This is a genomic window from Streptomyces sp. NPDC050703 (assembly GCF_040654435.1).
GTDB lineage: Bacteria > Actinomycetota > Actinomycetes > Streptomycetales > Streptomycetaceae > Streptomyces.
In genome coordinates, this window is the sequence record NZ_JBFAHX010000023.1 from 40,615 (window position 1) to 53,351 (window position 12,737).

At 72.5% G+C, this 12,737-nt stretch carries 11 protein-coding genes; 1 reads left to right on the forward strand and 10 read right to left on the reverse strand.

Translation table 11 applies throughout. The features are described from left to right. Nucleotides 1–86: 86 nt before the first annotated feature. From AB0I16_RS21695 to AB0I16_RS21705, 3 genes are all read right to left on the reverse strand, one after another. The gene (locus AB0I16_RS21695) at nt 87–1,736 is read right to left on the reverse strand and encodes a beta-N-acetylhexosaminidase (RefSeq protein WP_363251097.1); all 1,650 of its coding nucleotides are present in this window, start codon (nt 1,734–1,736) and stop codon (nt 87–89) included. A gap of 109 nt (nt 1,737–1,845) precedes the next feature. Beyond that, nucleotides 1,846–2,142, reverse strand: coding sequence for a DUF3039 domain-containing protein (locus AB0I16_RS21700; RefSeq protein WP_076685902.1), 297 nt, complete (start codon nt 2,140–2,142; stop codon nt 1,846–1,848). 88 nt (nt 2,143–2,230) lie between these two features. Then, nucleotides 2,231–2,833: a YqgE/AlgH family protein gene (locus AB0I16_RS21705; RefSeq protein ID WP_363251098.1), complete on the reverse strand. Its 603-nt coding sequence runs from the start codon at nt 2,831–2,833 to the stop codon at nt 2,231–2,233. Between the two features lie 244 nt (nt 2,834–3,077). On the opposite strand from AB0I16_RS21705, the gene murA reads away from it, so the two are divergent. Further along, nucleotides 3,078–4,424 (forward strand): UDP-N-acetylglucosamine 1-carboxyvinyltransferase, encoded by a 1,347-nt coding sequence (murA, locus tag AB0I16_RS21710; protein WP_363251099.1) that lies wholly within the window; start codon nt 3,078–3,080, stop codon nt 4,422–4,424. A gap of 81 nt (nt 4,425–4,505) precedes the next feature. Here murA and AB0I16_RS21715 read toward each other — a convergent pair whose 3' ends face one another. The 7 genes from AB0I16_RS21715 to AB0I16_RS21745 form a co-directional block, all read right to left on the reverse strand. Further along, on the reverse strand, nt 4,506–4,787 hold the full coding sequence (locus AB0I16_RS21715; protein WP_016645140.1) for an HU family DNA-binding protein: 282 nt from the start codon (nt 4,785–4,787) through the stop codon (nt 4,506–4,508). A 300-nt stretch (nt 4,788–5,087) separates the two neighbouring features. After that, nucleotides 5,088–6,518 (reverse strand): NAD-dependent malic enzyme, encoded by a 1,431-nt coding sequence (locus AB0I16_RS21720; protein ID WP_363251100.1) that lies wholly within the window; start codon nt 6,516–6,518, stop codon nt 5,088–5,090. Between the two features lie 371 nt (nt 6,519–6,889). Beyond that, nucleotides 6,890–9,253 carry a UvrD-helicase domain-containing protein gene (locus tag AB0I16_RS21725; RefSeq protein ID WP_363251162.1) on the reverse strand — a complete coding sequence of 788 codons (2,364 nt, stop codon included), beginning with the start codon at nt 9,251–9,253 and terminating at the stop codon, nt 6,890–6,892. A 109-nt stretch (nt 9,254–9,362) separates the two neighbouring features. Continuing rightward, on the reverse strand, nt 9,363–10,160 hold the full coding sequence (locus AB0I16_RS21730) for a zf-HC2 domain-containing protein (protein ID WP_363251101.1): 798 nt from the start codon (nt 10,158–10,160) through the stop codon (nt 9,363–9,365). Further along, nucleotides 10,157–10,732, reverse strand: coding sequence for a sigma-70 family RNA polymerase sigma factor (locus tag AB0I16_RS21735; RefSeq protein ID WP_363251102.1), 576 nt, complete (start codon nt 10,730–10,732; stop codon nt 10,157–10,159). The genes AB0I16_RS21730 and AB0I16_RS21735 overlap by 4 nt, the downstream gene beginning before the upstream one ends. A 93-nt stretch (nt 10,733–10,825) precedes the next feature. Continuing rightward, complete coding sequence (locus tag AB0I16_RS21740; RefSeq protein WP_363251103.1) at nt 10,826–11,413, reverse strand: CGNR zinc finger domain-containing protein; 588 nt, start codon at nt 11,411–11,413, stop codon at nt 10,826–10,828. A 125-nt stretch (nt 11,414–11,538) separates the two neighbouring features. Next, nucleotides 11,539–12,708, reverse strand: coding sequence for a uroporphyrinogen-III synthase (locus AB0I16_RS21745; protein WP_363251104.1), 1,170 nt, complete (start codon nt 12,706–12,708; stop codon nt 11,539–11,541). Nucleotides 12,709–12,737 lie beyond the last annotated feature (29 nt).

The following is a 12,737-nucleotide window of genomic DNA, read 5'->3' on the forward strand; positions in this document are numbered from 1 at the left end:
ACTTGGGCGCCGGCCGCCGTCGCCGGGACCCGCCGGCGCTCCCGGGGCCACGCTCGCGCGCGGGCCGCCGGGAGCGCCTGGGCGCCTCACACGTTCGGGGGCGGCCCGTCGATCGGGCGTCCGAGCACGCCGGGGCGCTGCTGGTGCGGCAGGGGCCCGCCGGGCGGGCGGTAGTCGACGCCGAGGGCGTCAAGTCGCGCGTAGTGGGCGGTCATCCGCCGCTCGAAGCCGGCGAAGTCGCGCTGGGCGGGCGCGGGCAGCCTGCCCCAGGCGACCTCGCTGAAGGCGGCGAGGCGCGGGAACACCTGGTAGTCGACGCGTCCCTGGTGCTCCATCACCTCGGTCCAGACGTTGGCCTGGGTGCCGATGACGTGCGCGGCCTCCTCCTCCGTCAGCTCGGCGGGAACGGGTTCGAAGCGGTAGACGTCCTCCAGGGTGCGGACGAAGCCGATGGGCATGGGCTCGTCGGGGCCGCCGTGCTGCCGGTGGTCCAAGTACACGTGCTGCTCGGGGCACATGATGACGTCGTGGCCCGACCTGGCCGCGGCGATGCCGCCCCGGTAGCCGCGCCAGGAGGAGACGGTGGCGCCCTCGGCGAGGCCGCCCTCCAGGATCTCGTCCCAGCCGACGAGCCGCCGCCCGCGTGCCGTGAGCCACTGGTCGAAGTGGCGGATGAACCAGCTCTGCAGGCCGTCCTCGCCCTCGACGCCCAGCTCCTTGATGCGGGCCTGGGCGGTGGGCGAGGCCTTCCACTGGTCCTTGGGGCACTCGTCGCCGCCGACGTGGATGTAGGTGGAGGGGAAGAGGTCGAGGACCTCCTCGAACACGCCCTCGTAGAAGCGGATCACTTCTTCTGTGGGGGCCAGCACGTTGGGGTTGACGCCCCAGGTGTCCCAGACGGTCAGCGCCGCGGTGTCGACGACGTCCGTGTTGCCGAGGTGCGGGTAGGCGCTGATGGCCGCCTGCGAGTGGCCGGGGATCTCGATCTCGGGGACGACGGCGATGTGCAGCGAGTCGGCGTAGGCGACGATCTCGCGGATGTCGTCCTGCGTGTAGTACCCGCCGTGCGGGCGCTCCTCCCAGAGCGGCGACATGCGGTGCCCCCACTTGGAGCGGGCGCGCCAGGAGCCGGCCTCGGTGAGCTTCGGGTGGCGCTTGATCTCCACGCGCCAGCCCTGGTCGTCGGTGAGGTGGAAGTGGAAGACGTTGAGCTTGTGGGCGGCGAGCAGGTCGAGGTAGCGCAGGACGCCGTCCTTCGGCATGAAGTGCCGGGAGACGTCGAGCATCATGCCGCGCCAGCGGAACCGCGGGGCGTCCTCGATGGCCACCTCGGGGACCGACCACGCGCGCGCGGGGTCGAGCGGCGCGCGCCGGAAGGCGTCGGGCCCCAGGAGCTGGCGGAAGGTCTGGGCGCCCCAGAAGACGCCCGCGGCGGCGCCGCCCTCGATGCGGAGCGTGCCGTCCGCGACGGTGAGGCGGTACGCCTCGGCCGCGAGGTCCGCGTCGATCCGCAGCTCGACGCCGCCGCGGCCGTCGCCACCCCGCGCCTCCCCCGCGGGTGCGTCGGGGAAGCGGAGTCCTGTCGCGGCGCCGACCGTGGCGCGCAGCCACCGCGCGACGCCCTCGGTGCCGGGCCCCGCGCGGAGGACGGTGTCGTCGTCGAGCGGAAGGGAGCCTGGGGTGGGAGCCACCCAGCGGGCGCTGTTCGGCGCCGGGATCAGCTGCTCAAAGGTCATGCCACGGAAGGCTGTCACGCGATTGCACAACGCAAAAGAGGCGTTGCGGCACGCGCAACGCCCCCTTCGGTCAGGGCAGGGAACAAGCCTCCGAGGACTGCTTCTCGGACTACTTCTTGCCGTCCTTGCCGCCCTTGTCCTTGTCGCCGCCGGCGCCCATGGACTCGTAGATCTCCTTGCACATGGGACAGACGGGGTACTTCTTGGGGTCGCGGCCGGGGACCCACACCTTGCCGCAGAGCGCGACGACGGGGGTGCCGTCGAGCGCGCTCGCCATGATCTTGTCCTTCTGGACGTAGTGCGCATAGCGCTCGTGGTCGCCGTCACCGTTCGACACCTGGGGTGTCGGCTCTACGAGGGTCCCCGTACCTGCCCCGCGCTCGGGCTCGGGCTCAAGAGTGCTCATGGTTGCCAAGGGTACTCACGCGCGCCGGGTACCGGCAGCGCTCGGCCCGGGGCGGCGTCCGGGGTACGTCCGCCCCGCCGGCCGGTCGTCAGTTCAGCGAGGCGTCGTCCGGATAGGTCGCCACCATCGCCAGCTCGCTGCGCTGGCGTCTGAGGACCGCGCGCCACAGCCGCTCCGGGTCCGGGGACGAGACGTCGCCGGGCTCGGACTCGACCACGTACCAGGCGCCGTCCGCCAGTTCGGCCTCCAGCTGGCCGGGGCCCCACCCCGAGTACCCGGCGAAGATCCGCAGGCTGCCCAGGGCCGGGGAGAGCAGCTCGGGCGGGGCCTCCAGGTCGACCAGGCCGATCGCGCCGTGCACCCTGCGGAAGCCCACCGGGTCGCCGCCGCGGGACCGGGAGCCCGCGGCGGGCGCCTCGTCGCCGGGGACCACGGCGATGCCGAGCGCCGAGTCCAGCGAGACGGGACCGCCCTGGAAGACGACGCCCGGGGCACCGGCCAGGTCTCCCCAGCCCTCCAGGATGTCGGCGACGTCGACCGGCGTCGGGCGGTTCAGGACCACGCCGAGCGACCCCTCCTCGTCGTGGTCGAGGAGCAGCACCACCGCGCGGTCGAAGTTGGGGTCCGCCAGGGCCGGTGTGGCCACGAGCAGCCGCCCTGTGAGGGAGGACACCTCGGTCATGAACGACATGATCCCGCATCTTCCCCCCGGACGGGGAGGCCATGGGCATACGGGAGTGAACGCAGCTCAGGGCGCAAGGAGGCGGACGGAGCGCACACGGAGCCCGGTGACCCAGAGCGTCCGCATACGTACGGTTCGTGTTGTCACGAACTCCTGACCCGTTCCGGACGCCCTCACCCTTACGGAAGGGGGGTACGCGGCCATTACGCTTGCCCTTTGGTCCCCCCGTCCATTCAATCGGAACGCGAGATTCATGACCGTCACCGGCATTGACGATGTACTGCTTGTCCACGGCGGAACCCCGCTTGAGGGCGAGATCCGTGTCCGCGGCGCGAAGAACCTCGTGCCGAAGGCCATGGTCGCCGCGCTGCTCGGCAGCGCCCCGAGCCGGCTGCGCAACGTCCCCGACATCCGCGACGTCCGTGTCGTGCGCGGCCTGCTGCAGCTGCACGGCGTGACGGTCCGCCCCGGCGAGGAACCGGGCGAGCTCGTCATGGACCCGTCGCACGTGGAGAGCGCGAATGTCGCCGACATCGACGCCCACGCGGGCTCGTCGCGCATTCCGATCCTCTTCTGCGGCCCGCTCCTGCACCGCCTCGGGCACGCCTTCATCCCCGGCCTCGGCGGCTGCGACATCGGCGGCCGGCCGATCGACTTCCACTTCGAGGTGCTCCGCCAGTTCGGCGCGACCATCGAGAAGCGCGCCGACGGCCAGTACCTGGAGGCCCCGCAGCGCCTGCGCGGCACCAAGATCCGCCTGCCGTACCCGTCCGTGGGCGCCACCGAGCAGGTCCTGCTCACCGCCGTCCTCGCGGAGGGCGTGACCGAGCTGTCGAACGCCGCGGTCGAGCCGGAGATCGAGGACCTCATCTGCGTCCTGCAGAAGATGGGCGCGATCATCGCGATGGACACCGACCGGACCATCCGGATCACCGGTGTCGACAGCCTCGGCGGCTACAACCACCACGCCCTCTCGGACCGCCTGGAGGCCGCCTCCTGGGCTTCCGCCGCCCTGGCGACCGAAGGCAACATCTACGTCCGCGGCGCCCAGCAGCGCTCGATGATGACGTTCCTCAACACCTACCGGAAGGTGGGCGGTGCCTTCGAGATCGACGACGAGGGCATCCGCTTCTGGCACCCGGGCGGCTCGCTCAACGCGATCGCCCTGGAGACGGACGTGCACCCCGGCTTCCAGACCGACTGGCAGCAGCCGCTCGTCGTCGCCCTGACGCAGGCCGCGGGCCTGTCCATCGTCCACGAGACGGTCTACGAGTCGCGGCTCGGCTTCACGTCGGCGCTCAACCAGATGGGCGCGCACATCCAGCTCTACCGCGAGTGCCTCGGCGGCTCCGACTGCCGCTTCGGCCAGCGGAACTTCCTCCACTCGGCGGTCGTCAGCGGCCCCACGAAGCTCCAGGGCGCCGATCTGGTCATCCCCGACCTGCGCGGCGGCTTCTCGTACCTCATCGCGGCCCTCGCGGCGCAGGGCACGTCCCGCGTCCACGGCATCGACCTGATCAACCGGGGCTACGAGAACTTCATGGACAAGCTCGTCGAGCTGGGCGCGAAGGTCGAGCTCCCCGGCAAGGCCGCGCTGTAGTACCGCCGGGCCCCTGAACGGGCACACAGAAGGGGCGGCCACCCGCAACGGGTGGCCGCCCCTTCGTACAGCTGCTCGGGGCTACTTGCCCTTGGCGGCTTCCTTCAGCTTGGAACCGGCCGAGACCTTGACGCTGTAGCCGGCCGGGATGTTGATCGGCTCGCCGGTCTGCGGGTTCCGGGCGGTGCGAGCGGCACGGTGGGTGCGCTCGAAGGTCAGGAAGCCGGGGATGGTGACCTTCTCGTCGCCCTTGGCAACGATCTCGCCGACGGTCTCGGCGAACGCGGCCAGCACGGCGTCGGCGTCCTTGCGGGTCACCTCTGCGCGGTCGGCCAGCGCGGCCACCAGCTCACTGCGGTTCATGTTTGTACTCCCGTGTTCTTTTGCCGTTGAGGCGTGCCACGCGGCAGGGCCGCATGATGGGCACAGCGAAGACGATGCTGCCAGGGTCCTCGGACAGTCCCCGGACCCGGGTCTGACGTCAGACCCTCGCGCCCGATTACGCATCCTGCCCCCACCTGCGGCGGTAAAGCCAATCCGGTGCCCTCAGGAGTCACACGGAAAGCGTCCGCCGTCCCCGAAAGTGGGGTGCGGAGGGAGGCCTGCTGCCAAGCCACCCTAGAGCGGCCTTGAGGGGCCAGGGTCCCGCGACGCGCCGTTGGCCTAGACCGTGGGACCTGTCACAGTGGCCCCCACGGCCTTGGCGGCGCTGCGCACCGCTCCGGCCACCGCGCCCGCGACCTTGTCGTTGAAGACGCTGGGGATGATGTAGTTCCGGTTCAGCTCGTCCTCGGCGACGACGTCGGCGAGGGCACCCGCCGCGGCCAGCATCATCTCCGTGTTGACCGTACGCGACTGGGCGTCGAGCAGGCCGCGGAAGACGCCGGGGAAGACCAGGACGTTGTTGATCTGGTTCGGGAAGTCCGAGCGTCCGGTGGCCACGACCGCCGCCGTCTGGCGGGCGATGGCGGGGTCGACCTCGGGGTCCGGGTTCGCGAGCGCGAACACGATGGCGCCCTCGGCCATGGCGGCGACGTCGTCGCCGCTCAGGACGTTCGGGGCCGAGACGCCGATGAAGACGTCGGAGCCGACGACGGCCTCCTTGAGGGTGCCCGTGAGGCCCTCGGGGTTGGTGTTGTCGGCGATCCAGCGCAGCGGCGAGTCGCTGTCGGCGTCCTTGAGGTCCTCGCGGTCCGCGTGCACGACGCCGTGGATGTCGGCCACGACGGCGTTCTTGACGCCCGCGGCGAGGAGCAGCTTGAGGATGGCCGTGCCCGCCGCGCCGGCGCCCGACATGACCACGCGCACGTCGCCGATGCTCTTGCCGACCACGCGCAGGGCGTTGGTGAGGGCCGCGAGGACGACGATGGCCGTGCCGTGCTGGTCGTCGTGGAAGACGGGGATGTCGAGGGCCTCGCGCAGCCTGGCCTCGATCTCGAAGCAGCGGGGCGCGGAGATGTCCTCCAGGTTGATGCCCGCGAAACCGGGGGCGATGGCCTTGACGATCTCGACGATGGCGTCGGTGTCCTGGGTGTCCAGGCAGAGCGGCCAGGCGTCGATGCCCGCGAAGCGCTTGAAGAGGGCCGCCTTGCCCTCCATGACCGGCAGGGCGGCCTTCGGGCCGATGTTGCCGAGGCCGAGCACGGCCGAGCCGTCCGTTACGACCGCAACGGAGTTCCGCTTGATGGTGAGGCGGCGGGCGTCCTCGGGGTTCTCCGCGATGGCCATGCAGACCCGGGCGACGCCCGGGGTGTAGACCATGGAGAGGTCGTCACGGTTCCGGATGGGGTGCTTCGACGCCATCTCGATCTTGCCGCCGAGGTGCATCAGGAACGTACGGTCGGAGACCTTGCCGAGGGTGACGCCCTCGATGGTGCGGAGCTGCTCGACGATCTCGTCGGCGTGCGTCGTGGAGGACGCCGCGATCGTCACGTCGATCCGCAGCATCTCGTGGCCGGAGGCCGTGACGTCGAGGCCGGTGACCGAGCCCCCGGATGACTCGACGGCCGTGGTGAGCTGGGAGACCGCGGTTCCGCTCGCGGGCACCTCCAGCCGGACCGTCATCGAGTAGGAGACGCTGGGCGCCGTTGCCATGGCCGACTTCCTCTGCTTTCACCTTGTAGCTCTTGCCGTCCGATGGTCGCACCTACCGCTGAGTACGTGGTAGCCGCCCCGGATTGAGAACGTTTTGTTCACCGGCCGCTGCAGTTCATTTTCGGAAACTAGTTTCCACCATACGAGAAGTTGCCGGAAACAGAAAGAGGCGGGCAACAGAAAGAGGTCCACGCCACCGAGTGGCGTGGACCTCTCCACGTTCATGACACCGACCCGCCATGCTCGCCTCGCGGCAAGTGGTCGCTCGTAGCGACGATGGTTGGGCCCGGGGGCTTGGATCGAGCCGGTGCCACATCCAAGGTAACACCGCTCCCCCGGAGAGGAGGACCCCTCAGCCTCCCTTGTCCTTCCTAGTCCCGCAGCAGATCCGGCACGCCTTCCGCATCGGGGTCGTCGCGCTCCCCCGAGACCACCGTGAGCTGCTGCGTCGCGCGCGTCAGCGCCACGTACAGGACGCGCAGACCCGCCGGGGACTCGTCGGCGATCTCCGCGGGCGAGACGACGAGCGTCGCGTCGTACTCCAGACCCTTGGCCTCCAGGCTGCCGAGCGCCACCACGCGGTCGCCGAGCCCGTCGAGCCAGCGGGCGGCCTGCTCGCGACGGTTCATCGCCACGACCACGCCGACCGTGCCGTCGACCCGGTCGAGGAGCCGCGCGGCCTCCTCGCGCACCGAGCCGGCGAGGTCCCCGTCCCGTACGACGCCGAAGCGGGGCCGCACCCCGGTGGAGCGCACCGCCGACGGCGACTCGGCGCCCGGCATCGCCAGGGCGAGGACCTTGGCGGCCAGCTCCGCGATCTCGGCGGGGTTGCGGTAGTTGACCGTGAGGGTGAAGCGGCGGCGCGGGCGGGTGCCGAGCGCCTCGTCGCGGGCCTCGGCGGCCTCGTCCGGGTCGGACCAGGAGGACTGCGCCGGGTCGCCCACCACCGTCCAGGTGGCGTGCCGCCCGCGGCGGCCCACCATGCGCCACTGCATGGGCGTGAGGTCCTGCGCCTCGTCGACGATGACGTGGGCGTACTCGGTGCGCTCGGCCGCCAGGCGCTCGGCGCGCTCGCGCTGGGTCTCCTCGCGCTGCGGCATCAGCTCTTCGAGCCCGGTGAGCTGGTCGAGCGGGTCCAGGTCCCGCTTCCTCCTCGGCCGGTGCGGCGTGCCGAGGATCGCCTGGAGCTCGTCGAGCATCGCCACGTCGTGCACGGACAGGCCGTCGCGCCGCAGCGAACGGGCGACCTTGCGGACCTCGCCCGGGTTGAACACGCGGCGCGCCCAGCGGCCGAGGCGCCGCTCGTCGCCCATCGCGGCCAGGACGGAGCGGGGCGTCAGCTCCGGCCACCAGGCGTCGAGGAACCGGATGAAGTCGTCCTCGGAGGTGATGTCGTCGTCGAAGGACGAGCGCAGCTCGGCGGCAAGCTCGGGGTCGCTGTGGCGCCCCGCGGCCCCCGACTGCGACCACAGGGCGTCGAGGAGCAGCTTGCGGGCGCGCGGGCGCAGCAGGTTGACCGGGGCGGTGCCGCCCAGGGCGGTGCGGCGGATGCGGTCGAGCTGGTCGGCCTCCAGCTCCAGGCGGCGGCCGAAGGCGACGACACGGAGACGGGCGGGGACACCGTGGGCGGCGTCCTTCTCCGCCTCGCCCTCGGCATCGTGCTCGTCCTCGCCGAGGGCGAGCTGCCGGTCGACCGCCGCGGCTCGCGGCGCCGGCCCCTGTTCCAGCGCGCCCCGCGCCGCCTTGCGCAGCACCTTCAGCATGCGGGACGAGCCCTTGACGCGGGCCACCGCGGGCGAGTCGTACACCGTGGCCTCGACGCCGTCGACCAGCGAGCCGACCGCGCGGATCGCCACCTGGCCCTCCTCGCCCAGGGAGGGCAGCACGCCCTCGGTGTAGGCGACGAGGAGCGGGGTCGGCGAGACGATGAGGATGCCGCCCGCGTAACGGCGGCGGTCCTGGTAGAGCAGGAAGGCCGCGCGGTGCAGCGCCACGGCCGTCTTGCCGGTGCCGGGGCCGCCCTCCACGTACGTCACCGAGGCGGCGGGCGCCCGGATCACCTTGTCCTGCTCGGCCTGGATCGACGCCACGATGTCCCGCATCGAGTGGCTGCGGGCCTGGCCGAGCGCCGCCATCAGGGCACCGTCGCCGATCACCGGCAGCTTCTCGCCGTCGAGGCGGGCGGTGATCTCCGGGCGCATCAGGTCGTCCTCGACGCCGAGGACCCTGCGGCCCTTGGAGCGGATGACGCGGCGGCGCACGACCCGGCCGGGGTCGACCGGGGTCGAGCGGTAGAACGGCGCGGCGGCGGGCGCGCGCCAGTCGATGACCAGCGGCGAGTAGTCGGAGTCCAGGACGCCGATGCGGCCGATGTGCAGGGTCTCGGCGATGTCGGCGTGCTTGCCGGTCTCGTCCTCCCTGATCGCGCCCTCCGCCGGCTCGACCGCCGTGTAGGCGCCGTCGGGGCCCTTCTTGCCGTCCTTGCCCTGGAGCAGGTCGATGCGGCCGAAGAGGAAGTCCTCGAACTCGTTGTTCAGCCGGTTCAGGTGCACCCCGGCCCTGAAGACCTGCGCGTCGCGCTCGGCGAGCGCGCCCGGCGTGCCGACCTGCCCGCGCTTGGCCGCGTCGTCCATCAGGAACTCGGCCTCGTGGATCTTCTCCTCGAGACGCCGGTAGACCTGGTCGAGATGGTCCTGCTCGACCCCGATCTCGCGGTCGCGTGTGCCTGACGGCATTACTGCGTTGACGTCGGCCACCGGGGCCCCTTTCAAGACGTGCTGCTCACCGAACCGAGCAGCCGTCCACCGTACGCGAAAGGGGCCCTCCTTGTGCACCTGCGTGCGGCTACAGATCGACCTTGACCAGGCGTTCGCCGTCCAGCGTGGTCACCTCGAAGTGGTCGATGTCGTTGCGGTCCATGGCGGCGCCCCCGTGCACGTACAGCGGTCCGCGCGCCCACTTGTCCGGGCTGTCCTTGATGCCGTAGCCCCACTTCGGCACCGACCACGTGGTGACCGTCTCCTTGCCGCCGTCCTTGCCGACCGCGACCAGGGAGCACTTCAGCGGGCCCTTGACGTTCCTCAGCTCCAGGACGGCGTGGGTGCCCCAGGCCTTCTCCTCCGTGCCGACCGTGGCGCTGACCCGGGTCTTCGGGTCCGTGCCCCGCGACTTCTCCGTCATGTGGTGGAAGAAGGCGTCCTCCGCGGGGCTCGTGGGGTGCGGCCCGGCCACGGCGTCCGTCGAGCCGCCGCCGTCGCCGCCCACCGCGAGGACCGCGAGGGGCCCGCCGACGATCAGCACGGCCGTCGCCGCGACGAGCAGCAGGGTCCGCCGGCGTCCGCGCGCCCGCTCGGCGGACACCTCGCCCGCCAGGCGCTCGGCCAGGCGCGGTCCGGGACGCGCGGCGAGCCGCTCGCCGATCTCCGGCGCGCCGCGGCCCGCGGGGAGGTCCGCGAGCGCCGCCAGCATGGGCGCCATGCCGGAGAACTCCTCCAGCCGGCGTGCGCAGTACTCGCAGCCGGCGAGGTGCGCCTCGAACCGGGTCGCCTCCGCCGCGTCGAGGACCCCGAGCGCGTAGGCGCCGACGGTCTCGTGGACGTTCGCCTCCTGCCACCCGCCGTAGTGGCCGTGGGACCCGGTCATACCGTCACCCCCCGCTCCTCAAGTGCCAGCTTCATCGAGCGAAGCGCGTAGAAGACCCGCGAGCGGACCGTCCCGCTGGGGATGCCCAGTGTCTGTGCGGCCTCATTGACCGTACGCCCCTTGAAGTAGGTCTCGACGAGTACCTCACGGTGCGCCGGAGTCAGGTCCTCCAGCGCGTCGGACAGTGTCATCAGCCACAGCGCCTTGTCGATCTCGTCCTCCGCGGGGATGACCTCCAGCGGCGACGGATCGACCTCCTGCGGCCGGGCCTGCCGGCTGCGGTGGCCGTCGATGACGATGCGCCGTGCGACCGTCACCAGCCAGGGGCGTACCGAACCGGTGGCCCGGTTGAGCCGACCGGCGTTCTTCCAGGCACGGATGAGCGTCTCCTGCACGACATCCTCGGCGCGCTGCCGGTCGCCCGCCACGAGGCGGAGCACATAGGCGAGGAGCGCTCCCGCGTGCTCGTGGTAGAGCGCGCGCATCAACTCCTCGTCGGGCCCCGGTGGCTGGCGCGAGCGGTGCCGCGGCGACGGCGGTCGTTCATCGGCCACGGCGGAATCCTTGCGCACGGCTGCCTCCGGTGTCCGCGGTTCGGGCGGTCTCACGACGGAGGTACGTAGATGGGGCGGGAGGTGTTCACCGCGGCGCGGGCCCGGTCCCGTTCACGGGCGGGCGAGGGCGGCCCTGCGGCGGTGGCGTGCGACGCGTTCGCGGTTGCCGCAGACCTCGCTTGAGCACCAGCGGCGGCGGTGGCCCCGCGAGGTGTCCAGGTAGACGAGCGGGCAGTTGTCGCCCTCGCAGCGGCGGAGGAGGGCGCGCGCCGCGGGGTCGGTGAGCAGGTCGACGGCGTCCCTGGCCACGGCGGCGACGAGCGCGGCGCAGCCCGGCTCGTCGCGCAGGGCGCGCACGAGGGTGCCGTCGGCGGCGCGTACGGCGTACGGGGCGGGGGGCGCGGCGGCGGCCAGCGCGTTCACCCGCTCCAGCGCGCCGGACACGGGCAGCCGGTCGAGCTCCCCGCCGACCAGCTCCGCCGTGCGCCCGCGCAACTCCCGGAAGGCGGCGGGCCATTGGGGGTCCGCGCCGGCCAGCCGGGCGTCCCGCGGCACGAGGCCCGCGCCCGTGAGCCAGGCACGCAGTGCCGCCACGGAGTCGAGCCGTTCCACGGGGTGGTTCGTCGCCATGAGGTCGAGGCAGCTGCGCCCGGAGTCGAATCGCAGCTCGTACGGAGCCGGGGCCATGCCCAACGCCATGCGTCTGTCACCGCCTTGGGGGTCACCGGTGAGGAATGCCGTTGCGTACCCCTACAGTGCCCGTCCCCCGCCGGGTCCGGAACCCCTGCCACCGGGCGGGACGCCACGGAGCTCCGGAGCGCCGCTCACTCCGCGTACTTGGAGTCCGCCGTGGGGTCGACGGCGAGGCGGTAGCCGCGTTTGACGACCGTCTGGATCAGCTTCGGGGCGCCAAGGGCCGTCCGCAGGCGGGCCATCGCCGTCTCCACGGCGTGCTCGTCGCGGCCCGCGCCCGGCAGCGCCCGCAGCAGTTCGGCGCGGGCCACCACCCAGCCGGGCCTGCGGGCGAGGGCCCGCAGCAGCGCCATGCCGGCGGGCGGCACGGCCCGCAGCTCACCGTCGACCACGGCCGCGTGCCCGCGGATCTGCACGCGGTGCCCCGCGACGGGCAGCACGCGCGCGCGGGAGGGCAGTTCCTGGCAGAGGAGCTGTACGAGGGGGCCGAGCCGGAAGCGCTCGGGCTGCGCGGTGTCCACGCCGCGCGACTGGAGCGGCAGCGCGGTCACCGGCCCCACGCACGCCGCGAGCACGTCGTGCCCGAGGGCGGTGAGGAAGTCCTCGGCCATGCCCCGCTCCTCCGCCCGCGAGAGCAGGGAAGCGGCGGCCGGGGCGCTGGTGAACGTCAGGGCGTCGACGCCCCGCCCCACCGTCGCGTCGAGCAGCCGGTCCACGGGCCCGAGGTCCTCCGGCGGGAGCCAGCGGTAGACGGGGACGCCGACCACCTCGGCGCCCGCGGCCCGCAGCGACTCGACGAAGCCGGGCAGCGGCTCCCCGTGCAGCTGGAGCGCGATGCGCCGCCCGGCGACGCCCTCGTCGAGCAGCCGGTCGAGCACCTCCGCCATGGACTCCGACGAGGGCGACCACTCCTCGGTGAGCCCGGCGGCCCGTACCGCGCCCTTCACCTTCGGCCCGCGGGCCAGCAGTTCGACGCCCCGCAGGCAGCGGAGCAGCGCCTCTCCGTACCCCCAGCCCTCGGCGGCCTCGATCCAGCCGCGGAAGCCGATGGCGGTGGTGGCGATCACGACGTCAGGGGCGTGGCCGATCAGCCCCTTCGTCGCCGAGAGGAGTTCGCTGTCGTCGGCCAGCGGCACGATGCGCAGCGCGGGCGCGTGGAGCACGGTGGCGCCCCGCCGCTGGAGCAGCGCGCCCAGTTCGTCGGCGCGCCGGGCCGCGGTCACGCCGACGGTGAAACCGGCGAGGGGGCCGTGCTCCGCCTTCGCGGCCGTGCCCGGTTCGTTCGATTCAGTGGCGTGCATAGGTCCGTCTCGTCTGGTCCCGCGGGGCC